Source organism: Mesorhizobium sp. M0478 (assembly GCF_040321305.1).
In the GTDB taxonomy this organism is placed as follows: Bacteria; Pseudomonadota; Alphaproteobacteria; order Rhizobiales; family Rhizobiaceae; genus Mesorhizobium.
The window spans coordinates 470,752-495,716 of record NZ_JAMYRH010000004.1 but is presented as its reverse complement, the minus strand read 5'-3'; the positions used below and the strand labels follow the sequence as shown (position 1 = coordinate 495,716).

Genomic DNA, 24,965 nt, shown 5'->3' with positions numbered 1-24,965 from the left:
CCGGCAGCTCTCCGGCCCCTTGCGAAACGCGACGGAAGGCCTTTGGAAAAGCCGTGGGTGACCTTGAAGCCTGGTGACCAGATACGCAGGATCGCCCACCCAATATTAATCTTGTCGGCTGTGCGATCCACGCTGATGAGATTTGATTTTGTTAAGCCTTGGGCCAAATACTTCAATCACGTGCAGCAATGTTGAGAAGAGTTTTTGACAATCAGCGGAGCCGAAAAAGGAATAAACCGGATATCTCGTTGCGCAGCTGCAACAGCTGCTGAGACTCGCATAAGTCAGGCGACCGTTCAGTCGCCTTTTTCTTGCAGTCGTGCTAAATCCCTCGCACTAGTCGGGTTTGGGGTGGGTTCTCGGCATGCAATCTTCGTTTCGAACGATCTTCGGCGTCGCCGCAGCGCTGCTTTGTGCCGGCGTGTTGCCGGCCGGCGCACAAGGTCTTTTTGGGGCCTATGACGATGCGTTTGCGGCCCGCATCGCCAGTCCGGCCGACAATGGAACGCTCGCCCAATTCGTCACGGTTGCGGTCAACGCTGGGCAATACGATCAGGCGATCTCCTCGATCGAGCAGTATCTGATCCAATACCCGCGCGATGCGCGCGCCCGGCTTGCGGCCAGCCGTTTGTATTATCATGTCGGGTCCTATGAATTGGCCCGGCGGCAGGTGCAGTACGGCATCGAAGTCGGAGGTCTGACCGCAAGTGAGCAACAGGAAGCTGTTCGCCTGCTCGCCCGCATCGAGCGCGCGTTGCGTGGCGTCACCTGGGAACTCGCCCTGACCGGCGGCGTATTCAGCGCATTCACCGATTTTGAGCCAGGCGGGGCGCAGGACGACGACAGCTTCGTCTCGCCTTACGGGCAGGCGGAAGGTTTTGTGCGGTGGGACCTCGGCACGCCAAGTGCCGACGCGCTCGTTCTTTCGGGGTCGTTGACCGCGACTGAGCGTCTTTTCACGGAAGACCTGTCGGTTCCGGGTGGCGAGAAGACTTTTATCCATGGCAACGCAGCGATTACCTGGGACAAGGGACTGCCCAACAGCGGGATCGATTCGCTGCGCCTGCTGCTTTCCGCGTTCACCGTTACGGATCGTTTCGACAGCGACATTTACGAAACCGGTATCGGCCTCAGTGGACGTTTCGTCGTTCGCCCGACGGTCGAGACGACGCTCTTCGCCGGTGGCGGCTACATCGATCTAAGCGCCTCGCAAGGCATTTTCGCGGATAGCAGGGTCTTCTATGAGGCAGGCGGCAGCTACCGCTTCCGCAATGGCCAGGCGCTCGGCTTGCGCTTTGTCGGCTCGAATGACTTCGCTTCCGGATCGGGCGAAATCAGCCGCAGCTATACGGGCGAGGTCCGCTATGGCGGCCTGTTGATGAACGTACCGGATTTTTTCGCATGGTCGCACCAGATCGCCTTATCGGCCGGCCACAGCGACACTCCCGATCTGTCCGTCGGCATCGGCACAAATATCAAGAGCGACTTCTGGCGCATTGCCTCGGAAAGCGATTTTCAGCTGACCGAAGCGCAGAAGATCAGCGTCGATCTCGCCTACCGCAAAACCAACTTCGCCCTCGCCAACCGCGACCGAAAATCGTTCGAAATGCTCATGAGCTATACGTTGACGCTCAATTGAAAGAGGCCGCGATGAGGTATCATCTGATCGTCATTTTTATCGCCTGCCTCGCCTTCGCGGCACCATCCGCTGCTGAGACGGTCGGGTCGATGACGGCCTATCAGACCATCATCGTCCGCAATAACGGCGGGACGATGAACGTTGGCGCCGGCGTCGAACTCGGCGACCAGTTGCGCAGCAATCCCACCGGTCTCGGAATGCTGGTGTTCCGGGATGAATCGAGCGCCAAGATTGGTCCAAACACCAGCCTGACGATCGATGAGTTCGTCTACAATCCGGGCTCCGGGTCGGGAAAGATCGACATCGGGATGAACAGCGGCCTGGCCCGTTTTTATGGCGGCCAGGTTTCGAAAGGGGGCGTCATGCAGGTTGCGACGCCACACATGGTGCTCGGAGCGAGAGGCGGCATCATCGAAGTGCTGGTGGCAGCCGGCCAGACCGTCGGCATATTGCGCGCCGGCCGTATGACCTGCACGATCAATGGCAAACGGCTGGTCATCACGAACCCGGGCTACGCCTGCACGTCGGACGATGGCAAGCTTCTGGCCGGCTACGGCGGCATCGACGCCTTCCCGATCTTGGACAGTATCGACCGGATAGCGGGAACCGGCCTGCCGGGCGCACCGGGTCCTGGGTTGGACGTAAGCGCAATTTGTGCGTCGGCTCTAGGCTCCTCGCTCAAAGTCTGCGGGTCCAGGGACGGCGCACTGCCAGGAGTGGTCATGGAATTCCCTGACAGCCCAACGCCACCTGCGGGCAGCGGGGGGCGGCGGGGCGAGTGTGAGGGTGAGGGTTGCTGCTACTACTACAACTGCGATTAGGCCTGGCTGCACGAGATGAGCCACTCGGTTGGTAGGCGCTGGGCTGATTGGCGGCAAGCCGGCAGGCGCAAAATATCCGGCCTTGTGGTCGTGCTCCTGCTGCTCGCTTGCCATTTGGCTTTTGACGGGCCGTTGTCGCGCCTGCGTGAGCGGACGTACGACTTTTATCAGTTTCTCGCCCCACGCCAGGCGACGAGCAATCCTGTCGTGATCGTCTCGATAGACGACGACAGCCTCAAGGCACATGGGCGATGGCCCTGGAACCGTGGCCTCCTGGCCGATCTGGTCGATGGCATCACGCAATCCGGCGCGGCGGTGGTCGGGCTTGCGCTGGTACTCCCCGAGGCTGACACCTCGCCTGAGGGCATCGCCGGAGACAAGCGCCTGGCAGCGGCGCTGTCCAAAAATCGAACGGCGCTTGCCGTCAGCCTGGGCAATGAAGCGACGGTTTCAGAAGCAGAACCCAAAGCCGGCTGGTCGATCGTCGGGCAAGTACCCGATACACTTCCCGGCTTCACCGGTCTTACCGGCTCGCTTGCCGAATTCTCGAACGCCGCCGCAGGCCTCGGCGTGATTCGCACCTTGCCCGATCCCGACGGCGTACTGCGCCATGTGCCGCTGCTCTGGCTTCGCAATACCCCTCAACGCGCGCAGCTGTGGCCGTCTTTCGCACTCGAGCTCCTGCGCCTTTACGCTGGACAGGACGGTTACACAGCCCGGATGAATGCAGCCGGGTTCGACGCACTCAGGATGGCAGGCGCCATTGTGCCGCTCGAGCCGGAGGGGAGCATCCGCCTCTGGGAAACCGCCACGGACACGCCTCGCCTGTCTGCCAGCACTATCCTTTCGGGCCATGGCGATCCGCGGCTGCGGGACGCCATCGCCATTGTCGACCTGTCGGCTGTGGGCCTGACGCAGTACCTGCCCACGCCGACGAGTCCAGCGCGACCAGGAGCGGAGATCCACGCCGATGCGATCGGCCAGATGCTTGCCGGGCGCTTCCTGGCAGAGCCAGCGCACGCGCGTATGCTCGAGCGGCTCTGGTTTCTCCTCAGTGCCGTCGTTTTCATCGGGCTTTCTGGAGTGCTCGCCGGGCGTGTCGTGCTTGGCGCCATCTCCCTGGCGCTGCTGGCCCTCACGCCGTTCGTGTTCGGCGCTCTCGAGTACAGCCTGCAGGGTGCACTCTATGACCCGCTGCAGCCGGCGCTTGCAACCATCATGGTTGCGGGCTTCGAAGGCTATGTCCTCTACAGGCGCAGCGAGCAGCGCCGGTCCACCCTGACGCGACAGTTCTCCCAATATCTGTCGCCCTCCGTGGTGCAGCGCCTCGCAAGCTCGGACACCGAGGCAATCCTGTCCGGCGAGAAGCGCGAGATCACAATTTTGATCAGCGACATACGTGGCTTCACGACCATGAGCGAACAGCTCGACACCCAAGAGATCGCCAAGGTGGTCAACCATTTCCTCGGCATTGCGACCGATGAGATCCTCAAGCGCGACGGCACCATCGACAAGTTCATGGGCGATGCGGTGCTGGCCTTCTGGAACGCACCGCTAGATCAACCCGATCATCGTGAGCGTGCGCTCGACGCGGGCCTGGCCCTTATCGAGCGGGTGAGGCGCGAAGACGCCGCCTTCACCGCGGATGGCCATCGCTCCATCGAAATCGGCGTCGCCATCGAGACCGGCATCTGCTCGGTAGGCAATTTCGGCTCCGAACGGCGCTTCGATTACACCGCGATCGGCTCCCCCGTGAACCGCGCGGCACGGCTCGAATCGACGACCAAGAAGCTGGGCATCCCCCTGGTGCTTGGACCCGGCTTTGCGGCAGCAGCATCGATGCCGGTCGTCCAGGCGGGCGCCTTTGAGCTCCAGGGTTTCAAGGGCGAGGTGCCGGTTTTCACCGTTCCGGAGATGCAAGCTGCTCAACAAGGTATGAGCCGCGAAGTAGAGAGCCAACGTGGTGAGAAATCTGGCGCCCCCGCCATGGTGGTTGGTTCGCCGCCATCCGTGCAAATGGCGCCGCTTGACCTGACACCCCGAACCCGGAGCATCCGCTGATCGGATCCAGCGGATCGCAAGATGCAATTGTCACGGGCACAGACGGACATCTTGTTTCGGCGACCATCGAGGGATGCGACGGCTTGCGTCACTCGTCCTTGAAAGTCACCTTCATATGTTTTTGGACCATCGAGGCGAGGTCCTCGGCATCCCAGTTCGTGAGCCTGATGCAGCCGTGAGAGAAGGTCTTCCCGATCTTGCCGGGTTCGGGCGTGCCGTGAATGCCGTAGCTTTCGATGGAGAGGTCGATCCAGATTGATCCCACGGGATTGTTAGGGCCGGCAGCAATGGTGAAGGGCCGCTTGGTTTTGACTCCCTTGAATGCAAAATCGGGATCGTAGTGATAGGTCGGGTTGTGCACCACCCTTTGGATCTCTGCCTGCCCACTTGGTGCCGGCTTCTCGTCGCTCCCGATCGAGGCAGGGTAGACGGCAAGCGCTTTATTGGAGGGGTCGAGCACGCGCACCTGATGAGCGCCTTTGTCGACTTCCACGCCGGCAATGGTGGCGGGAGGTTCACCCCGGCCAACATCTGGTACCAGCAGCGTGGTTCCAGCTTTCCTGAATCCGGTGCCTGGGTTTAGCCTCCTGAGCAATGGTTCGCTCACATGGAAGCGCTCCGCCAGCTTCTCGATCGAGTCGTGATAGCCAAGCCTTCTCAGGCGAGCCATCCTCTCCATGCGCCCCGGAATGCGTTTGGTGAAGGGGCCGCGTACATCTTTGCGGGTCAGTTCATAGGTGACCAGAGCTGGGCTGGTGGAGGTTGCCATCAGCTTGTCCCAAGTCGCCTGGGTGAGCTTGCCATCTGGCGCCAGTCCGTTCGACGCCTGGAAGGCCTTGACCGCCTTGGCGAAGTTCTCTCCAAGGCGGCCGTCGATGAGCCCCGGTGAGAAGCGCGCACGATCCAAAAAAATTTGCGCCTTCAGCACGGCAGGATCGAGCCCTTTCGGACCGCCGGCGGAGAATTGCGCCTGATTTACCGCGGCTAGATCCAGCTTGGCCGCCTCCGTCCCGCCGCATGCGAAGGCGAGTGCAATGGCGAGGAGGAGAAGGAGCCTGATCATCGATGTCACTCCTTACGTTAAATCGCACCTGATCTGTCTCTATGACGCGCTGTGGCAGATCTGGTTCCATTCGCCGGTAGGAGGATCATAGGCAACCAGCCTTACGCCGCCGACCGGTCCGCGACGTTCGATGCCCATGCCTTGCCCCTCACGAGAGGCGTTGCTGGCCGCGCAGATCGGCAGTGTAAAAATGGTCTGGCCATCTTGACGTGAGCTTCTACCTTCAAAACTGCCCAATTACCTGGACCGGCAGTCAAATGGTCTCAGGGCAGCAATGAGGAGATGCGCTGGGAACCCGGCTCGTCGGGCGGGTATTCTATTGATCTTCGGTATCGACAGATCCATGTTCCGTCGTCACTGTGATCGCGTTGTCGCCCGCGATTGCCCTAGCGTATTCGAAGCGCTCCAACTTCTGTTCTGCCGACAGGCCTTTGAACATCGCGGTGGCCGAGTTCGTGATTTTGAAGTCGCCGCAACTCGGACAGCGAAACTCCCGGATGTCGCCAACTGTCTCCGAATTAACGAGTGCCTGCTCATCTGTGATAGGGCAAATTGCGGCCATCCAAGCCATCGTGGTCCTCCGTCCTAAGGCCGTCCTCGATTACCCAAAAGGCATCGTCGAGTGCAAAATCCATTTCTGCCGACGCTCACCCCACCTGGAGTACTCCACTGAGTAGATTGCGCTCTCCACTCTCCAACCCGGAATGTGGATTAAAGCCAGTTCCTCGGCGAGCGATTTGCTGGTGAGCGGTAGGCGCTCTCGCTCTGGAGCCTCTCCCAAACGATCGGAGATGTTCATGTAGCGTCGGGCAGGACCGAAGGGCCGGAACGTGGCGTTTTCATCTCTTCGGCAATCACCAGTAGCGCCTCCAGAGCGACGGCGATCCCCGACATCACCGTACTTATGTCTGCGCTGCCGCCGAGCGTCGAAAGTTCGGCCGCTCGCGTTTGCATGCTTTGGCTCAGCTCTTGTAACTTCAGGCGCAGCTCGTCATCCATGTATGTTCTCCAAGCTTGACGCTGGAGGAACGCGCCTGCTTACAACCCGTTCCGCCGGTGGCCGCAGAGAACCAGAGACACCGCAGATGCTACAACTCGCGCTGTGGCGGCGCTTAGGATGGGCGGTGGATTGAGCCTCAGCGACTGACCGTCGGCAAATAGCGGATGCTTCAGTCTCGAAAAGGTGCTGGACGGCTCGATATGCACCGCCCCTTGGCCCTGGGTGCTGGTCCCATGCACAGTAAGGCCGTGCAAGTGCGCGCGGCCTCTGGGCTCAACATTCCAGTCGTCATGGTCCAAAGTTGTCCCAAGGCGGGTTCTCACCAAAGTGGGCGGCGAGAAGCGTTACGAAGCTTTGAACTTTGGCGGAAAGATGCCTTCTTGACGGGTACATAGCGTAGATCGACCGGCTTACCGGCTTGAACTGGGGCATCACTGTCTCCAGTTGGCCCGAACGAATGGCTTCTCCAACAAGGAAAGTGGGGCAAAGTACTATGCCTGCTCCACCCAGCGCCGCATCGCGCAGGAGCTGCCCGTTCGTTGCCGTCATCCGTGCAGTGATTTTTACCGCCACTTGCCCCTTTGGTCCGTCGAACCGCCATTTTCCGCGGCTGGCGCGCAACGCGTAGTCCAGACAATCATGGTCGTGGAGATCCGACGGCTTTGTGGGACGCCCGCGTCTGTCCAGATAATCGCGCGAAGCGCAGACCACCTCGCGTGACGGCGCGATTCGGCGAGCAACCAGATTGGAAACCGTGAGTGGAGCGATGCGTACCGCGACATCCAGGCCCTCTTCCACGATGTCAACCACACGGTCGTCCAACACCAACTCAACCGACACCTCCGGGTAGACCGCGAGATATTCTGCAACGACTCTCCCAAGGTGCATCGCGCCGAAGGAGATCGGCGCGCTGACACGCAGTGAGCCGGTCGGACGTGTCTTGCTCTCGGCCGCGCTCGTACGAACTTCCTCGACATCCTCGATTATGCGCAGACTGCGCTCGTAGACGGAGGCGCCGAGCTCTGTCAGGCTGATGCGCCGGGTCGTCCGGTTGAGAAGGCGTGCGCCAAGCCACTCTTCCAGCATTTGGACATGCTTGCTCACAGCCGCTGGCGATAGTCGCATCCGCTTGGCCGCTCCAGCGAAGCTGCCTTCACCGACGACGTTGGCAAACACGGTCATGCTGGTCAGCCGGTCCAACTGCAATCACCTCTTTCATTCACGTTTCGTGAATTCACCATCCATATCTCCCTCGATTATCAATCCGCAGTGGACAGATTATCTGAAACCAGGCCGGGATCAATTGCCCGATCCGTCTCTCTAACGTTTGCCCGAAACGTTGGCGTCGAGTGCCTTCTCGCGGGCTGGAGGTGATCATGTCTCTGACCAAAGCAGCCCTTCGGGAGAAACAGGGAGCCACTTTTCGCATGTGGCTCTCCGTGCTCACTGTATCGCTGGGTATTTTTTCGATGATCACTGCGGAGCAACTCCCTGTGGGGCTGATTCCGGCAATTTCTTCCGAGTTGAATGTCTCTATTGGGAGTGGCGGTCTCACGGTGACGATACCCGGCGTAATTGCGGCGTTCGCTTCTATCGGTTTGCCGTTGGCAGTGGGGAGGCTCGACCGGCGTATTCTGATGGCGGGCCTGCTCGCGGTAATGGCTGCGGCGAGCGTGAATTCAGCGCTCGCAACGAACTTTCCCGTTCTGCTCGCGTCCAGGCTGCTCGTCGGGATCACCATCGGTGGCTTTTGGGCGATAGCCGGAAGCATCGCAGTACGCCTTGTTCCTGGACCGTCCGTGCCGCGCGCCATGACTATTGTCTTCGGCGGTGTAAGTGCCGCTGCGGTGCTGGGCGTGCCGGCCGGCACGATCATCGGTGATCTAGTCGGCTGGCGCGGCGCGTTCTGGTCTCTCGCCGGCCTGAGCTTTGCCATACTGCTCGCCGCCCTGCTTGTGCTTCCGAAGCTGGAGGCGGCGCAGCCTGTGGAGGTGAAAGCCCTGCGTGCGCAATTGCGCAATCCCGCCCTCCTGTCGGGCGTGGTTGCGACCGCACTGCTGGTGGCTGCCCACTACGGTGCCTACACTTTCGTGAGCCCGGTGTTGCTGGAGGTCTCGGGCGTCACTGCAGGGAGCATAGGTTGGTTACTGTTGGGGTATGGCATTCTCGGAATGATTGGCAACGCCGTCGCAGGCGTCTGGGCCGCCAAATCCGTCGGTCGCACATTGGCCTGCATCGTCATTGGGCTCGGCGCCACGCTGGCTCTCTTCCCGTTGCTCGGGGTCACGCCGCTCACAGGAACCATCCTGCTGCTGGTGTGGGGCTTCGCGTATGGCGCGGCGCCCATCACGCTGCAGACGTGGGTGCTGAGTGCAGCACCAGAAAGCGCGGAGACCGCGACGGCCATCTACTGCTTCACTTTCAATCTTGCCATCTCCGTGGGTACCCTAGCGACCAGTCAGATCGTCGACACGATGGGCGTGAACAGGGTCCTCTGGGTCGACTCCGCCATCATCCTGCTGGTGCTGCTGCCGGTGTGCCGCGCACCCATGCTTAACCGGAACATCGGAAACTCGTAGACAGCAAGCCATCCTGTGCCGCCCATCTGGCAATGATGTGATAGGTTGAAGTAGATCTTCGTTTCCTCTGTCTTGAAAGTCACGCGCATCACATCAAACGCGGGTTCCGCCGCACCGTGCGGGTGCCGATGCTTTGCGCCCCCGGAGGACAACTGGCTACTTGAAAAAGGACTTGATCCCCTCGTCGATATGTGTGCTGATATGAGATCGATCTCATGCCGCGCTCTCAGTTGCTGTTTCTCTACGGGAGCGCGCTCTGGGAAGCATATGTCTGAATGACGGTGAAGAGGGAGGTTCAAGTGAGGAAATTGATCGCGTGGCTGGCCTTGGCCACTACCACGCTCGCGTTCGCGTCTGCGGCCTCGGCGGGTGAAACCATCAACCGGGTTACCTCGAAGAAGGCAATGGTGGTCGCCACAAACAGCGGTTGGCCGCCGCAGAGTTTCCTCGACGACAGCAATCAGTTGGTCGGCTTCGACATAGATGTCTCGAAAGAGATCGCAAGGCGCCTCGGTGTCGAGGTCAGTTTCGATACGCCGGACTGGGCGACGATGACGGGCGGCCATTGGCAGGGACGTTACGATCTGGGTGTCGGCTCGGTGACGCCGACCAAAGCGCGCGCCAAGGTGATCGATTTCGAAGGCATCTATTATTATAGCCCCTACGTTTACGTGGTTCACAAGGACAGCCCGGCCAAATCGGTCGCCGACCTGAACGGCAAGATCATCGGCGTCGAGACCGCCACCACGTCGGAGGATTTCATCCGTAGACAACTCGAGATCGATGCTCCCGGCCTGCCGCCCATCGAATACAAGCTGGAGCCCGGTGAGATCAGGACTTTCGCTGACTCAATGCTGCCGTTCGACGATTTGAGGCTCGGCGACGGCGTGCGCCTCAACGCGGTCATCGCACCAGAACAGACGGCTCAGAACGCGATAAAGAACGGCTACCCGTTGCGTGTCCTGGAAGGCGGCTATGCCTTCCGTGAGCCACTGGTGGTGATCGCGGAAAAAGGTGATGCCGAGTGGAATGCCAAGATCGGCGGCATTCTCGACGAGATGAAGAAGGACGGTACCCTCGCGAAACTGACCACCAAGTGGTACGGCAAGGATTACAGCTCTGACTGAGAGGCATCGTGGATAAAGCTTGAGCGGGGTGCATTCAATTGAACATCCCGCTCCATCTGTTTTGTTTCAGCCGCATTTCCACGACACCGGGCGGCTCCGCCTGCCTGCAAAATGCTCTAGTGCCGCCACCTCATCATATTGATCATGACATGTCCTGACACATATTACCGACGCACGCTTGCCGACAACACCATCAGACCGCCGCTGAGCGGCGTTTCCGAGTGCGAGACAGTCGTTGTCGGCGGCGGACTGGCCGGCCTGACGACGGCGTTGCAGCTGGCTCGCGCCGGCCAGCAGGTCGTCGTGCTTGAGGCGCAGCGGATAGGATTCGGCGCTTCCGGTCGCAATGGCGGCTTCGTTAATCCCGGTTTCGCCACCGGCACCGACAACATCGCCGCGATGGCCGGCGTCGACGCGGCACAAAAACTGCACCGCCTGTCCATCGAAGGCGTCGACTTCGTGCGGCAGACGATCCGCGATCTCGACGTCAAGGCGGCAGAGCCGCGCTCCGGTATATTGAGCGTGCTTCGCCACGATGGCGGCGCCGTGCTCAAGGCATATGCCGAGCAACTGGCGCGGGATTTCGACTACCGGCTCGACTATCTCGATCGCGACCAGGTGCGAGCGGTGCTGCATTCGGATCGCTACCACCAAGGCCTGCGCGATCCCAGCGCCTTCCACATGCATCCGCTTAACTATCTGCGCGCCGTTGCTGGCGAGATCGAGCGGCTGGGCGGCAGGATATACGAGAGAACGGCTGCCGTTGAAGCCAACCTTGACGGCGCCGAAAAGATCTTGCGTACCGACAGCGGCGAAGTGCGCGCCCGCCAGGCCGTAGTTGCCACCGGCGGATATACGGGCCCACTGGTCGGCCGGCTGCAGCGGGCATTCCTGCCTATCGCCACTTACGTTATGGTGAGCGAGGAGGCGCCTGACCTCATCGCCAAGGCGATTACGACGACCGACGCCGTCGGCGATAACCGTCGCGCAGGCGATTATTACCGTGTTGTCGAAGGCGGCAGGCGGCTGCTCTGGGGAGGGCGCATCACCACCCGGGCAGCCTCATCGGGCGTGTTGGCGAGGCAATTGCGCCGTGAGATGGTCACCACTTATCCGCAGCTCGAACACCTCAAGACCGAACTCGCCTGGTCCGGGCTCATGTCTTATGCCCGGCACATGATGCCCCAGATAGGCCCGTTGCAGCCGGGCGTCTGGTACCTCACGGCTTTTGGTGGCCATGGCATCAACACCACGGCGATCGCCGGCAAGTTGATCGCCGAAGCCATACTGGGACAATCGGACCGTTACCGGCTGTTTGCACCATTCGGCCTTGCCTGGGCGGGCGGCCCGGCTGGACTTGCGGTTGCGCAACTCACCTACTGGAAGCTGCAGGCGCAGGATTGGTGGCGCGAGCGGGCCCGCTGACCGCAGGGAGATCGAAGACGTGATCGGCCGACTATTGCTCAACCACCCGGACGCGGCGCGCCGCGTTGGCGTGTTCTTCGTGCTCGCCGCCATCGCCGCCGGCCTGTATGGGCTCGGCATCAAAGCCAGTTGGCTCGGCAAGCTCGTTCCGGGGTCGGTCGAGTGGCTCGCCGCCAACCCGGACGTCGGGCGGGCGGTCTCGGCGGTGCTGATCGCATTGATCTTGGTGGCGAACTGGAACGCGCTGCGGTATCTCAGCCGCAAACAGCAGATTGTGGCAGTTTGGATAGAGCTGTTCGTGTTGCTAATGTTGTTTTTCTATTCCTTCGACCTGTCCTTCGCGTTCATCGCCAAGAAGATCGGCTTCCTCGTCTCGAAGGGTGTGGTGACGACCCTCTACATTTCGGCCATTTCGATCGCCATCGCCACCCTCATCGCCTTCGTTGGCGCCATCGCCAAACTTTCCCGCAACGGCGTGGTCTATGGCTTGGCGACCTTCTATACCTCTCTGTTTCGTGGCTTGCCGTTGCTGATGCAGATCTACATCATCTATCTCGGCCTGCCGCAGATTGGCTACGTGATCGGCGCCGTGCCGGCTGGCATCATGGCGCTGTCGCTCTGCTACGGCGCGTACATGACCGAGATCTTCCGGGCCGGCATCGAAAGCATCTCGCGCGGCCAGACCGAGGGTGCTACGGCACTCGGCCTTAGCGCTAACCAGACGATGTTCCTGGTCATCCTGCCGCAGGCGATGCGCGTCATCGTGCCGCCGACCGGCAACCAGTTCATTGCGATGCTGAAGGATTCTTCGCTGGTCTCGGTGGTCGGGGTCTGGGAGATCATGTATCTCGCACGCACGCAGGGCCAGACCGAGTTCCGCCACATCGAGATGCTCATCACCGCCTCGATGATCTATTGGCTGCTCTCGATGGGGCTCGAGTTCCTTCAGTCGCGGATCGAGGACCGGTTCGGGCGCTCACTCAAGCGCTGATCGTCATCCGTGATCTTCGCCAAAGCGAGTTGCACAGCACCGCAACAGCCAGCTTCGGAGAGCAGCTGCAGATTGTACGCGACAGCATGCCGTTCGGCGACGTCGTGAGGGGTGAATCAACCCGGTATTTCATCGGCTTAGCCCGATCGGAGGGCAGAATAGAGCAAGTGCTGGACGAGCATGTTCGTTGGCCGACCGCCCGGCAACTACGACCGATTGCTGGATTTCACCCGCGCCAATAAGTTAACAAAATTAATGACTCTAACATGTCTCCGGCCAACCATTATCGCTATGTATCGATGGTAGCCGAGTTCGCCACGTGGTTCGCCAATAGGTTTGTCAGCAGTGGTTTGCGCGTTACCAGCCGCACGACTCGGTCCATGCCCTGCACAGCCAAACGCACCGGCGAGACTTCCCGGGAATGAAGCTCGGCATGGTGTTTCGTTCCTTTGAAGTGGGCGTGGTTGGGGGAAGACCGTAGTCGGCGTGTTCGCGCCCGGTGGAATTTTCGAAGAGTTGTTTCCAACGGCGGGAACGAACCAAACTTCCATGCATTTAGCTCTGGCTTCGTTCATTCACTCTTTCTTCTGGGAGCTGGACCATTGTCATCCGGAGGCTATCTCTTGGCCGACCAACAAACCAATGACGTTTCCATCGTTGATCTGATACCTGCCCTGCGGGCTTTCGCGCGCACCTTCTGCCGCGTTCCAGACGATGCCGACGATCTGGTGCAGGAAACGTTGACCAAAGGGCTCGCCAACATCGACAAGTTCGAACCTGGTACACGCATGAAGTCGTGGCTCTTCACCATCATGCGCAACACCTACTACACCCGGATCAAGATCGCTGCACGGGAAGCGCCAGGCCTTCTCGACTGCGCGTCTTCGAGACCGATTTCGGAAGCTACCCAGGAATGGATCGTTCAGAGCAAGGAAGTTCACGGCGCCATCCAAAAGCTGCCCGAACATCAGCGCGAGGTGCTGATGCTGATCGGCGTTTTAGGAGTGGGCTACGAGGAAACCGCCGAAATCTGCGGCTGCGCGGTAGGGACGGTCAAGAGCCGGCTGAACCGTGCCCGCGCCAACATCCTTGAGCTACTCGGGGAGAGCTCGTTGCAGACATTGATAGAAAGGCGAAATCAGCTGTCGGATGGTCAGCTCGATATAGAGGTCGACAGCCGCAGATAATCAGCTCTTCACCTCTCGCCGACGCTTCTCGACGAGAGCATTTTGCAATTGGATCGCCAGCTTGGATAGGCGGTCTGGTATCTTTTCCTGCTCTATGGCGGCCAGCAGGGAAGCAATCTCCTGATCCACTGCCATCTCGACAAGCAGATCCGTGGTATCGTCGCTCGAATGAGACATCACGTTCTCTTGATAGCATCCCTAGATCCAAGTCTGATGATGAGCGCTCGGCACTACAAGGCGTTGTCGACCGCCGAGAGGCTCACCGGCGGCCCTTGCACAGTTTTCCTCCGTGCCGCGGCAAGACGCGGCGCGGTGGCGTCAGTCCTTCAGCAACCGGTTTGCGGCGTGATCCTGAAATTGATCGGACTTGATTCGATTGCCGTCCAGCCCGCGCTCTCGGCTATGTTGCTTCCTGTCGCGGTTGGACAAAACCGCGTTTTCTTCGATCTTGTCCTTGTCCAAGGTGGTCATTGCGCCGGCGCCGGCACCTTTGCCTTGGCTGCCTTGGCCGAAATGCTTTTTGCCGCCGGATGCCATGATCTCCTCCTTCGAATCCAGGACACCGATCGGTGCCGACGCCCGAACCGGCATCGCGCTGTAATGTTCCGTCTCACCCAGCAAGCAGGAAGGCGTCGCCATCCCATGACCCAAACGGCTTCTCGCCGTCGATGACGACCCGCAATTGGTGAGCTTGCGCAAGACGGCCGATGTCGGCCCGGTCCAAAGAAAGCGATCCGCGATAAGAATAGTTGAGCAATGCGAGCCGGCCCGGCCGTTTGAGAACGCGCGCAATTTCATCGAAAAGCCGCTCAGCCATGCCGGCCAGGACCAGGTAGGGAAAGCTGTCGACCGCCAACACGCAATCGAAACTGTCGTCGTCGAAGTCGGCCAGATCGAGACCGGAGGTTTGGCGCAGTTCGACATTGCCGAGCGCTGCGCATTGCTCGGAGGCGATAGAGATCATCCGCGATGATATGTCGATGCCGACCATCCGCTTGAAGGAATTGGACAGCGCGCGCTCGAAACGTCCGATGCCGCAACCGATGTCGAGAATGTCTCGTTCAATTCCGGTGAATTCTCGCGCCTCGAGCCATTCAACGATTTCGTCGGTCATGGCTGTCAGCCGCTCGTCATCGCCAAGGGATCCTAACTGGACACTTGCGGCTGTCGAAATTGCTGCCGCGGCATCAAAACTCGAGGCCAGCCGCGTGACGACGGCAATATCCGTCTCGCCGTTACCGCGTTCATGCCGAACGGCGCCGCCTGTCGCTCGCAAAGTGGCAAGGACGCCCGGTCTGTGGCGCAGCAGTCCAGCGACCTTTCGCAGTCTTTCAGCATCGCCGGTATCCGCCGGACGGACTTTCAGCACGAACTCCGCCAATTCCGCCGCTTCAATTGTGGGCGGCAGGTGAAGCGCCAGCCTGACGAGAACAGCTTCGGCGCAGGCACCATCGGCCATGCAATCTTCGACCGCCCGTCTGACCGATGTCCGGCGCTGCGCGTGCACACTCATGACATCAACTCCGCGTCCAGATCCTCCGCATCGTCCACCTGTCGACGGCGCCCCAGCCATATTTGTAGGCCTCCTGGCCGCGCAGGAAGTCGAATTCGCGCGCATCCTCGCGGATCGACTCCGCGATCGCGTGGCCGATCAGGATCGCCCCTGGGCTCTCCTCGGCATATGCAGGATCTAGGCCGCCGAGATAGGCATAGGCGCGGCCGCGGTGGTGAAATCCGTAATAGGCGGCGACAGTCGTGCCATCGATCGCGAGCAACCAGCATCGGACCAGGCCGTGAGCATCGAGCAAGGGAAGTGAAAGCCCATGGAAGTGCTGCACGGCGGGGTCGGCCAATACACCACCTCCATGTCCAACCCAGCGTGCCTGGTGCAGGCGGATCAATTGGTTCAGGAAGTTCTGATCGCCCCGCGCTGACGCCAACGCGAGCCGGCCGCGTCTGGACGCCGCTTGGCGCGCCCGGCGCAACTGGCGCCTGCGCCGAGCGGGAACGCAGCCGGCCAACGTGTCGTCGCCGGCAACAGCAAGCACGGGACAGGCTGCATGAATTACCGGCCTCTCGACCGTTAAACCGGGATGCGCGATCGTAAGACCGGCACTGTTTTGCGGCAGATCAGACAAGATCCATTGTGACCACCCGACCGAGCAGATCGTTTCGGCAATGGTGGCGACAACCGCCGCCTCGATATCCCGGACAGCCAGGATGTCCAGATAATCACTGAGCGAAATACCGACCGGAAGCAGCTTCGAACCGGCCGTTCCATGCTCGAGATAGAGTGGCGCCAGCCCGACCAGATCGCCGCCACGCCAGACCGCAACTGTCGCCAGTTCACCGGGTGCGAATGCGCGCCACCATGGCACCAGCCAGGCGGGGGATTGGAACGGCGTCGCAGAGGAACTCTGCTCCCACAGTTTCCACCAGTGCGGCGTCAAGGCATCGAATTTTACGGGGTCATCGATGATTTCGCTGCGCAACACTGCTTTTCTCACGGTGCCGCAGCGAAGCGCCGGCAATCTGTGCCAAGTTGTGCCAGCGCCTGATAGGCAGCCATATACGACGAGATCATCCGTTCCAGCGAAAACCGCCGTCGCGCCTCCACCCGGCACGCCTCGGCGTCCAGGCTGGGCGCCGCAAGAATGGCTTGGGCCATCTCGTCGACTGTGTTGACGAGAAAGCCCGTCCTGCCGTGCTCGATGACATCCGCAAGCGCACCATTCGGGAATGCGACCACCGGGGTACCGCAGGCGAGGGCCTCCATGGCGACAAGCGAGCTTGTCTCGGCGGCGAGGCTTGGAATGACCAGACAGCGGGCTGCGTTGAGAAAGCGCCTCTTGGCGTTAAAACCGAGCGGGCCCAGGAAGCGGCGGCGAGCATCAAGACGGGATTGGACCTCGTCGCGAAAGTAGCGCGTATGTGTTTCGTAGGGATAGACCTTGCCGCCGATGACCAGGGGCACGCGCGCCTGTTTGGCCGCGTCCAGGGCCAGGTGAATGCCCTTTTCCGGGCAGACCCGGCTGAGAACCAGGGCAAAGTCTCGCTTCGGCTGCACCAGGCTCAGTGCTTCGATGTCAACGCCGTTGGGAATCGGCGCCACCAGTCTGGCCCCTGGTGGCGCCGTTTGCTGCTGGGTGGGCGAGACCGCATGGAGCCACAGGTCGTCGCGCGTCGGTCGCAGAGCCTCGGCCGGATACCAGTCCAAGGGCAGGTGGAGGCTCACCAGGGTCGGACCATCGTCGGGCAGATAGGCATGAAAATCGATGCCGTGCAGATGAACCACATCGATCGGCCATCGGGCGCGGGCAGCGGCGATCGCTTTGCGATGAGCCTGCTGCGCGCGGCTCTTCGCCGCCTCGTCGAGCACGCCGTTTTCAGCCGGTATTTCCACAAGGGTACCGCTCGCGCTGGAGCCGCGGCAGCCAATGACGATAGAGCGGTGGCCGGCGCGAACCAGCTCCCGATCGAGCATCGACAGAACCTGTTCGGCACCGCCGACAGCATCGGGTCCGACGGGTGCGAGAGGGTAGGCGACATTGAGGACAGTGAGCGCCGCGGCTGGTTGCGCCTCGGTCCCGTATGCCGCACCACCTGCCGATGATGCCGCTAATTCGTCCAATGTGTCAGGCGTCTGATGCATTGGCAGCATGACACTTTCACGCTGCCGAGGCCCGCCGCGTCGGGAGCGAAGCGGACGTCATGCCGGGCGCATAGCGGCGGATCATGGTTGCGCAGAATTCCGCGAACTCCTCCGGCGCCAGTGGCGGGCTGGTGTGGTGGGGCATCATTCCGCGATGCTGCGGTGTAAAGCAAAAGGTGACCGTCACGTCGAAATCGGCGAGTGCCTCCATCTGCCGGTCGAACCAGTCCAGCGCGTTCGGCCGGAAGCTGTCTGCCCAGGAAAGCCCCGTGCGCATATTGGTGACGCCCAGCCGCTTCATCCAGGCGACGGCATCGTCCAGCCGGGGGTCCTCGAAATGAAACCACTGCACCAGCCCCATTGCGGGCGTGTAGCGCAGGAACTCCTCCAGCGCAGGTTTTGGCGTACCGTCCTGGCGCAGCAGCCCCATGTGGAAATGTCGATAGTAAGAAGAGCCCTCCGCCTCGCGATGCCGCGTCGTTGCTTCCCATTCGCGCGGAAGATCGTAGAGGCTGTACCACTGGATGCGTGGTGCGTTGCCAATCAGCAACTCGGCGGTGCGCTTGAGCCCCCAAACCTGGATTTCTTCCGCGCCGAAGGTCGATACGCCGACTTCGCTGACCCAGATGGGAAGGTTGGTGACGGTCGCGATCTCGCCGATCTTCTGTGGCCATTCGTGGATCTGCCACAGGTTCCAGTCGAGCGGAAAGCCGTGCACGGCGACGGCATCGACATGGTCCAGCACGCTGAATTCCTTCATGCGGGTGATAAAGCCCGGATCTATCGGCGAGATGCCACCGAGTACTTTCGTCAAAGACGGGTTCTCCGACGCGATTGCGTCAGCCGACAAGATCGCCATCCTGGCAAAGCGGCTCCAATCGGGATCGAGCTCTGGGTCCCAATGCGATTTGTTGTTGGGCTCGTTCCAGATCATGGCGGCTTCAATCATGGAGCTGTCCTTTCGAGGGGTAGATGGCGCCGCCGCCGGCCGGGTCCCCGGCTGCGCGGCAGAAATAGACCTCCTGCTCGGGGTGCAGAACGATCTCGAAACCGGCGCTGCGCAGCATCGCTTCGGTGCAGGCGCGGTTTGGAATCCACCAGTTGGTGGGATCGTCGGCATAGCGGTGCTCGATGAAATGCAGCTTGGGAAACTGCGGCTGGTCGAACAGGTCATGCGTCCAGAAATGATAGTTTTCCTCCAACTCGGGCAGATCCGCGCTGCCGCGCTGCATGGACTGGAAGATCATCAGGTCACGGGCGACATGTTCGCGGATCAGGTCGAGCGCGAGCAAGGGGTGGCGCAAATGGTAAAGCACCCCCATGAACAGCACGACATCGAACGTCTCGCGCAGCGACCCGACATCGTAGACCGAAAGCTTCTGGAATTCGATCTCGCAATCGGCAACCTCGGCGGCAAAGCGAGCTTGGGCCAGATAGGCGTCATCGAAATCGATGCCGAGGACACGGTCAGCACCTCGCCGCTTCATCTCGATGGAGTAAAATCCTGCATTGCAGCCGATATCGAGTACCGCCTTGCCCGTCAGATCAGCAGGAATGGCATTGGCAAATTTGCGCCATTTGATCAGCGGGTAGTTGCCCAGAAAATGGTTGGGAGCGGTTTCGACGCCGGCAAGTTCCATGTTGTGGAACCACGGGCCGAGCGCATCGATGCGGCGGCGGATTTCGGCATGGGAATGCAGCATGGCTCAGGCTCCTTCGCCAGGAACGACGGGTACATGCGACTGCGCGCCGGGCATGATCATGGTGGGCCGGCGCTGCGCGGATGAGGCGTCGTTTTCAAGCAACCGCAGAGCTGTTCGATAGCCGTTGAAAGTGCCGACATCGACATAGTCCGACCCAGCCCTGACACCAAAAGCTGTACCGCCGGCCGCAATATAGGCGTTGACCAAAGTGCCGATATATTCGTCACTGCGCTCGCGCTCACGCCAGAGTGCCGCAAGCTGATGCAGGATATGGCCCGGCATCTTGAACGCACCCCAAACCCAGTTCGTGGCGGCATCCTGTCGTTTGACCTGGATTTCGATCACGCGCTCGTGGACGTCGGTGACGACGGCGTCGAAGAATTCCGGCTGATCCACCGGGAAAAGCAGAAATGAGAGCTGATCGTCGGGCAAATGGCGGAAACCGTCCTCGGGAAACCAGATCGTATCGGGAAGGCCGACCAGGACGACCTCGTCGGGCGCGACGAGGGGCGCCGCCCGGAAGATCGCATCGCACAGACCGACGGGGTTCGGCTGCACCACGAAGAGAGCCGCCGCGTCACCGTAGCCGGCGGCGTAGTATTCAAGGATGTCGGATTTGCCCGATCCGATGATGAAGCAAATCTTGTCGACGCCGGCCTGCACCATGCGCCGTACCAGATACTCGCTCACGGCGCATGGACGCTCGGTCTGTCCATCGATCCGGCTACCGACCGGCAGCAGCTCTTTCGAGAAGCCGAGCGGCTGAATGCGGCTGCCGCGCCCGGCAGCGGGTACGATGCCCAACATTAGACCGCTTCCCTCATCGGTTCGCCGGGAGATCTTTGAAAGGCCTCGTTCAGGATGCGATCCAGTTCCGCCGCGCGCCGTGCGGAAGTGTGTTCGCCCAAGACCCGGTCGCGGGCACGCCTTCGAATGCCGTCGAGCTCGCGCTCCGGCAATCGCAATGCGGCGACCACATCATCGGTGTCATGCGCCAACAAGATTTCGCGGCCGGGTTCGAAAAATTCGGCCAGGCCCGGCCATGCATCGGTGACGATGGCAGCCCCACACGCGGCCGCTTCGAAGAGCCGTCCCGACGGGCACCAGCCCTTTTGCGCCATCGCCTCCCGGGTGACGTTCAGTGTCAGGCGAGATGATGAGAAGAAAGCCGGATGGTCGGCTGGCGGAAGATGCCTGACAAAGAAGATGTTGTCGCTCCATGGGAATTCCTGCGGATATTGCGCGCCGCCAATGATGAAACGGTGGTCGGGCAGGCGCGCGGCCGGGCGGACCAGCAGCTTTTCGACGCCGGCCTGGCGATCCGCCGCGTAAGTTCCGAGATAGGACAGATCACCGGCGAATTCGGCCCGCTTCTCTGCCGGCCGGTGTTGGTCGGGATCGACATGCCCATAGAGAGGCACCACGTGACGCGCGCCTAAAACCGACTTAAGCGCCTCGATCGCAGAGCCGCCGGTGTAACTCAAAACGAGGTCGAAATCGGCAAGACCCTCAGGTCCGAAATAGGGCGGACGCTCGCCTTGCTCGATGCGGGCAAGCGTGACCGGAGTGTCGAGATCGTAGAAGACACGCAATCCGCGACCTGTCTGCTGCGCCAGCCGCGAGGCCTCCACGGCGTCGGCACAGTAGGAGGTAACGACGACGACATCCGCTTGCTTCATTGCCCGCTCCGCAACGCGACGGATGTCTTCCCAGTCCGGATAAATGACGACGTTGCCGCCATCGAGCCGATCGAGATCACGCGTCCCGGCATAGTAGGGGGTATCGCGTTCGAAGAAGGTGATGGACCATCCCAGCCGACCCAGGGCGCGGATCAGTCCGCGCCAGAGCGTGGCATGGCCGTTGCCCCATGATGATGTAACGGTGAGACCGAAAATGACCATCTGCATCCGGAAAGTCCTCGTCAGGCAGCTTCGTTCATTCGCAGGAGCTTGGAGCCCCAGTCACCCGACACGATCGTCGTGATCGAGGCTGGATCGATGTCGAAGCGGAAGCAGTCGCCGACCGGCAAGCCAAGCACCTTGCAGACGGCGGCTTTGATCACGTCGGCGTGGCTGACCAGGGCGACACACTGATTCGGATGCCGCTCGCGCACTGCGTTCATCAGTGCGACGATCCGCTCCTGGACATCCAGCATGGTCTCGCCGCTCGGTGTCCTGGCCTCCTGCCGCTGGTCGTTCCACGCCCGCCAACCGGCATCGCCATTCAACTCGTCGAAAGTCTTTCCCGACCAATCGCCGAAATCGATCTCGTCGAGTTCGGCGCAGATCGCGATTTCGCCGACGCCGCAGGCAAGCGCGATCGGCACGGCCGTCTCTTGCGTACGCTCACGCGGGCTGCACAAGATGGCTTCAATCGGCTCCCGGGCCATGCGGCCACCAAGATGCGCGGCCTGCGCCTTCCCAGCCTCGCCAAGGCAAACGCCGTCCATCCGTCCTGCAAGATAGGAGCCGACATTGTCGTGCGCTGCATGACGGATCAAAAAGAACGTTGTCGTCATTCCGCGGCATCCAGCAAAGGCTCGTCCTTGCCGGCGATGAAAGCGAGCGTGCGCTGCCGCGCTTCGGCGTCGGTGAACTGTTCGGGAGGCGACTTCATGAAATAGCTGCAGGGGCCGGTCAGTGCTCCCGCTATGCCACGATCGAGCGCAAGCTTGGCGCAGCGTATCGCATCGATCACCACGCCGGCTGAATTTGGAGAATCCCAGACTTCCAGCTTGAGTTCGGCGTTGAGCGGCACGCCGCCGAAGGTCGTCCCTTCCACCCGGATATAGGCCCATTTGCGATCGGTCAGCCACGGTACGTGGTCGCTGGGTCCGACATGAATATTGCCCGGCTCCAGGGGAACATCGAACTGGCTGGCCACGGACTGGGTCTTGGAAATCTTCTTTGATTCCAGCCGCTCGCGTTCCAGCATGTTGAGGAAGTCGGTGTTGCCGCCGAAATTCAGCTGATAAGTGCGATCGATGCGCACGCCGCGCTCGCGGAAGAGATTGGCCAGCAGGCGGTGAACGATGGTCGCCCCGACCTGGCTCTTGATATCATCGCCGACCAGCGGCAGCCCTCGCTGCTCGAAGCGCCGGCGCCATTCCGGACGTGAGGCGATGAAAACGGGTATGCAGTTGACGAAGGCGCAGCCGGCCTCGAGCGCGCATTCGGCGTAGAAGCGCGTCGCCTCCTCGGAGCCCACCGGCAGGTAAGAGACCAGCACGTCGGCGCCGCTGTTGCGCAGGATTTCGCTGACGTCGGCAACCGGCTCCGGCGCCTCCTCGATTTCGTCGCGCAAGTATTTTCCGATGCCGTCAAGTGTCGGTCCGCGCTCGACGCGAACGCCGTTTGCCGCCGCATCGGCAAAGCGGAACGTGTTGTTGGGGGCGGCGTAGATTGCTTCAGCGACGTCGAGGCCAACCTTGCTCCTGGCGACGTCGAACGCGCAGACAATCTCGACGTCGTCGACATGGTAGCCGCCGAGGTCGGCATGCATCAGCCCTGGGATTGGTTCGTTGCTTTTTGCGTGACGATAATAGGAGAGGCCCTGCACCAGGGAGGATGCGCAATTGCCGACCCCGACGATACCGACACGAACCTTTTTCGATCCCACGAAACTGCCGCCCTATGCTGTTCAAAGGTAAGTTCCTGCCGCCGAACCACCAGCGTGCCGGAATGTTCCTTGGCCTGCCGAAAAATTGCGCAAGACAGCATGGATCGAAGCAGCGCTCGCTGCGTTGCCGCAAGGCAAAGCATTGGAAAACCGATCGATGATCGTTTACGGCGACCAGAAGCGGAGGCAGAGCGCAGAACGGCTTCGCGAAGCTGCCAGCGAGATTGCTCAAAGTCTGGACCGCATGGCTCATGGCGTCCGACGCCATGCCGCGTTGGTTGGGCTGTTCATCAGCGTATCGGAACTGGTTCGCGCGCTTGCCGATGTCGATTTCGAGACCAGCGGCATCGACATCTTTTCGCCGCGGCAACAGCAAGGCGCCAGATTGCTGGTTGGTCTTGCGGCAGAGGTGGCGAAGTCGTGGCGAAGCGGTTTCGCCGTGGGCGGTGGCATCGAGCCGGGACTTCTCCAACTGCTGGACGGGTTGGATTGCGAGGCTGAGGTTCTGACCGGTTCTGCCGAGGGTTACGCGCATTACGCGCTTTATCCCGAAAGCTATTTGGGAGCGGCGCAGGAGTCAGGTCTCGATGCGAACACATGCGTGATCGGCATCCGCAGCATCGGCCTGGGGCTTGCCGCCATAGTGGCTGCCGCGATTGGCGCGCCGGCGCCGTTCAGCGTTCGTCCGGTCGGCCATCCTTTCCGCAGGCACATCAATGCCGATCCGCGCTCGATCGCTTCCTGGAAGAACAATCCATCGGCACGCTTCGCCGTTGTAGACGAAGGTCCCGGTCTGTCCGGCAGTTCGATGCACGCCGTCGTCGCGTGGCTGCGGGAACTGGGTATTGGTATGGACCGCATTCACCTGTTTCCCAGCCATCCTGGCAACCCGGGCATCGAAGCGTCACGGGAGGCCAGGGAGACATGGTCGCGCTGTCCGAAACATGTGGCGACGGCGCTCGAATGCACCTTCCCCGAAAGCTCGAACATTCCCACGCTGCGCGACTGGGTGGCCGAGGCGGTCGGCAGCCCCGAATTACGCCTGACCGAACTGTCTGGTGGCGAATGGAGGAGCGTCCACTACGTCGACGAAAAGCATTGGCCGCCGAGCCCGCGCGGCATCGAGCGGCGTAAATTCCTGGCGTCCGCGGGGTGTGGTCGCTGGCTCGTCAAATTCGCCGGCCTCGGCGAAACCGGACGGCATAAGAAACGAGCCGCGGAAATGTTGGGGAAAGCCGGGTTGGGATCGCAAGTGGTCGGGCTTTGCCACGGCTTTCTGGTCGAACGGTGGATTGACGGCACCACGATGGACCAGGCGCCGCTGCCCAGAGGAAGGCTGGTCGCGGAGTTGACGCGCTATCTAACCTGGCGGGCGCTCAATCTCCGAACCTGCGAACCGGGTGCATCATTGCTCGCACTCGCGGAAATGGCTGCTTCCAATACATCTGAAGCCCTGGGCGAGAACCGAGCGGCGACGTTGCGCGGTTGGCTCTCGAAAAAAACCCCTGCGCATGTTCTGCGGCCGGTGGAAATCGACGGAAAGCTTCACGCGTGGGAGTTTCTCGTTTGTGCCGACGGCACGGTGGTCAAGACAGATGCTGTCGACCATTGCCGGGCACACGATTTGATTGGCTGCCAGCCGATAGAGTGGGACATTGCCGGCGCCCGTGTCGAATATGGACTGTCCGACAGCGATGTGACGACATTGGTCGAGGGGATGGGGCTCGATATTGACAATGGCCACATCGATTTTTTCGAACCCTGCTATTTGGCGTTCCAAATCGGGCTCTGGAGCACGGCTGCGCAATCCGAAAATGGCCAGGAAAAAGCAAAGCTGGCCGCGACCGCAGACCGATACAGGGCGGGGCTGATACGATTCCTGGACGAATCTCAGGTGTAGCGTTTCGATCAATCCAGCCTTCGTAGCATGTCTGCTTCCTGCTCGAGAATAGCGGCCACTTCCTCGCGCTGCAGATGCGTCATCATCAGGCTGACGCAGCACTCGAGATAGGTGATCGAGGAGCGCCGCAGATAGGCAGCCGCCTCGCGTTCGGCAATCTTGTCGACATCCTTCGCGGGTCGCTTGGGTTGCATGAGGA

The 24,965-nt window shown here is 61.1% G+C and carries 25 protein-coding genes; 9 read left to right on the top strand and 16 right to left on the bottom strand.

Going from position 1 to position 24,965, the window contains the following annotated elements; all coding sequences use genetic code 11:
- Positions 1-421 precede the first annotated feature (421 nt).
- The 3 genes from NKI64_RS13530 (at position 422) to NKI64_RS13520 (ending at position 4,521) form a co-directional block, all read left to right on the top strand.
- Positions 422-1,639: a tetratricopeptide repeat protein gene (locus NKI64_RS13530; RefSeq protein ID WP_197031261.1), complete on the top strand. Its 1,218-nt coding sequence runs from the start codon at positions 422-424 to the stop codon at positions 1,637-1,639.
- A complete protein-coding gene (locus tag NKI64_RS13525) occupies positions 1,636-2,460 on the top strand; it encodes a FecR family protein (RefSeq protein ID WP_031197857.1) in 825 nt (274 codons plus the stop codon). Before NKI64_RS13530 ends, NKI64_RS13525 begins: the two co-directional genes overlap by 4 nt.
- Before the next feature lie 90 nt (positions 2,461-2,550).
- Positions 2,551-4,521, top strand: a complete 1,971-nt coding sequence (locus NKI64_RS13520; RefSeq protein WP_352518780.1) for a CHASE2 domain-containing protein — start codon at positions 2,551-2,553, stop codon at positions 4,519-4,521.
- 88 nt (positions 4,522-4,609) lie between these two features.
- Here the strand turns inward: NKI64_RS13520 and NKI64_RS13515 are convergent, their stop codons facing one another.
- The 4 genes from NKI64_RS13515 to NKI64_RS13500 form a co-directional block, all read right to left on the bottom strand.
- A complete protein-coding gene (locus NKI64_RS13515) occupies positions 4,610-5,584 on the bottom strand; it encodes a L,D-transpeptidase family protein (protein WP_023712243.1) in 975 nt (324 codons plus the stop codon).
- A gap of 316 nt (positions 5,585-5,900) precedes the next feature.
- Positions 5,901-6,155: a hypothetical protein gene (locus NKI64_RS13510; RefSeq protein ID WP_023712242.1), complete on the bottom strand. Its 255-nt coding sequence runs from the start codon at positions 6,153-6,155 to the stop codon at positions 5,901-5,903.
- 224 nt (positions 6,156-6,379) lie between these two features.
- Positions 6,380-6,583: a hypothetical protein gene (locus NKI64_RS13505; protein ID WP_023667962.1), complete on the bottom strand. Its 204-nt coding sequence runs from the start codon at positions 6,581-6,583 to the stop codon at positions 6,380-6,382.
- A gap of 289 nt (positions 6,584-6,872) precedes the next feature.
- Positions 6,873-7,784: a LysR family transcriptional regulator gene (locus NKI64_RS13500; RefSeq protein ID WP_023681081.1), complete on the bottom strand. Its 912-nt coding sequence runs from the start codon at positions 7,782-7,784 to the stop codon at positions 6,873-6,875.
- 176 nt (positions 7,785-7,960) lie between these two features.
- Here NKI64_RS13500 and NKI64_RS13495 point away from each other — a divergent pair, with 176 nt between their 5' ends.
- The 5 genes from NKI64_RS13495 (at position 7,961) to NKI64_RS13475 (ending at position 13,893) form a co-directional block, all read left to right on the top strand.
- Positions 7,961-9,163, top strand: coding sequence for an MFS transporter (locus tag NKI64_RS13495; protein WP_352668350.1), 1,203 nt, complete (start codon positions 7,961-7,963; stop codon positions 9,161-9,163).
- Between the two features lie 299 nt (positions 9,164-9,462).
- The gene (locus NKI64_RS13490) at positions 9,463-10,290 is read left to right on the top strand and encodes a transporter substrate-binding domain-containing protein (RefSeq protein ID WP_023691453.1); all 828 of its coding nucleotides are present in this window, start codon (positions 9,463-9,465) and stop codon (positions 10,288-10,290) included.
- 144 nt (positions 10,291-10,434) lie between these two features.
- The gene (locus NKI64_RS13485; protein WP_023687784.1) at positions 10,435-11,715 is read left to right on the top strand and encodes an NAD(P)/FAD-dependent oxidoreductase; all 1,281 of its coding nucleotides are present in this window, start codon (positions 10,435-10,437) and stop codon (positions 11,713-11,715) included.
- Between the two features lie 19 nt (positions 11,716-11,734).
- Positions 11,735-12,706: an amino acid ABC transporter permease gene (locus tag NKI64_RS13480; protein WP_023687785.1), complete on the top strand. Its 972-nt coding sequence runs from the start codon at positions 11,735-11,737 to the stop codon at positions 12,704-12,706.
- A gap of 623 nt (positions 12,707-13,329) precedes the next feature.
- Positions 13,330-13,893 (top strand): sigma-70 family RNA polymerase sigma factor, encoded by a 564-nt coding sequence (locus tag NKI64_RS13475; RefSeq protein WP_352668346.1) that lies wholly within the window; start codon positions 13,330-13,332, stop codon positions 13,891-13,893.
- Here the strand turns inward: NKI64_RS13475 and NKI64_RS13470 are convergent, their stop codons facing one another.
- The 11 genes from NKI64_RS13470 to NKI64_RS13420 form a co-directional block, all read right to left on the bottom strand.
- Positions 13,894-14,070 (bottom strand): hypothetical protein, encoded by a 177-nt coding sequence (locus NKI64_RS13470; RefSeq protein WP_352668344.1) that lies wholly within the window; start codon positions 14,068-14,070, stop codon positions 13,894-13,896.
- A gap of 141 nt (positions 14,071-14,211) precedes the next feature.
- Positions 14,212-14,430, bottom strand: a complete 219-nt coding sequence (locus tag NKI64_RS13465) for a hypothetical protein (RefSeq protein WP_023691451.1) — start codon at positions 14,428-14,430, stop codon at positions 14,212-14,214.
- A gap of 73 nt (positions 14,431-14,503) precedes the next feature.
- Positions 14,504-15,406: a class I SAM-dependent methyltransferase gene (locus NKI64_RS13460; protein ID WP_023691450.1), complete on the bottom strand. Its 903-nt coding sequence runs from the start codon at positions 15,404-15,406 to the stop codon at positions 14,504-14,506.
- A gap of 4 nt (positions 15,407-15,410) precedes the next feature.
- Positions 15,411-16,388, bottom strand: coding sequence for a GNAT family N-acetyltransferase (locus NKI64_RS13455; protein ID WP_023667972.1), 978 nt, complete (start codon positions 16,386-16,388; stop codon positions 15,411-15,413).
- A gap of 8 nt (positions 16,389-16,396) precedes the next feature.
- Positions 16,397-17,554, bottom strand: a complete 1,158-nt coding sequence (locus NKI64_RS13450) for a glycosyltransferase (RefSeq protein WP_023744465.1) — start codon at positions 17,552-17,554, stop codon at positions 16,397-16,399.
- Between the two features lie 7 nt (positions 17,555-17,561).
- The gene (locus tag NKI64_RS13445) at positions 17,562-18,494 is read right to left on the bottom strand and encodes a glycoside hydrolase 5 family protein (RefSeq protein ID WP_352513842.1); all 933 of its coding nucleotides are present in this window, start codon (positions 18,492-18,494) and stop codon (positions 17,562-17,564) included.
- Entirely contained in the window at positions 18,487-19,248 is a 762-nt protein-coding gene (locus tag NKI64_RS13440; protein WP_023687791.1) for a TIGR04290 family methyltransferase, read from the bottom strand. The genes NKI64_RS13445 and NKI64_RS13440 overlap by 8 nt, the downstream gene beginning before the upstream one ends.
- 3 nt (positions 19,249-19,251) lie before the next feature.
- Positions 19,252-20,055 (bottom strand): sugar phosphate nucleotidyltransferase, encoded by an 804-nt coding sequence (locus NKI64_RS13435; protein ID WP_023667976.1) that lies wholly within the window; start codon positions 20,053-20,055, stop codon positions 19,252-19,254.
- Positions 20,055-21,155, bottom strand: a complete 1,101-nt coding sequence (locus NKI64_RS13430; RefSeq protein ID WP_023699986.1) for a CgeB family protein — start codon at positions 21,153-21,155, stop codon at positions 20,055-20,057. Before NKI64_RS13430 ends, NKI64_RS13435 begins: the two co-directional genes overlap by 1 nt.
- A gap of 14 nt (positions 21,156-21,169) precedes the next feature.
- On the bottom strand, positions 21,170-21,766 hold the full coding sequence (locus tag NKI64_RS13425; protein ID WP_023667978.1) for a histidine phosphatase family protein: 597 nt from the start codon (positions 21,764-21,766) through the stop codon (positions 21,170-21,172).
- A complete protein-coding gene (locus NKI64_RS13420; protein WP_023736084.1) occupies positions 21,763-22,866 on the bottom strand; it encodes an inositol-3-phosphate synthase in 1,104 nt (367 codons plus the stop codon). Before NKI64_RS13420 ends, NKI64_RS13425 begins: the two co-directional genes overlap by 4 nt.
- 85 nt (positions 22,867-22,951) lie before the next feature.
- Here NKI64_RS13420 and NKI64_RS13415 point away from each other — a divergent pair, with 85 nt between their 5' ends.
- The gene (locus NKI64_RS13415) at positions 22,952-24,766 is read left to right on the top strand and encodes a hypothetical protein (protein WP_352668340.1); all 1,815 of its coding nucleotides are present in this window, start codon (positions 22,952-22,954) and stop codon (positions 24,764-24,766) included.
- An 8-nt stretch (positions 24,767-24,774) separates the two neighbouring features.
- On the opposite strand, the gene NKI64_RS13410 is transcribed toward NKI64_RS13415, so the two are convergent.
- A complete protein-coding gene (locus NKI64_RS13410; protein WP_023667982.1) occupies positions 24,775-24,960 on the bottom strand; it encodes a hypothetical protein in 186 nt (61 codons plus the stop codon).
- Positions 24,961-24,965: the final 5 nt, after the last annotated feature.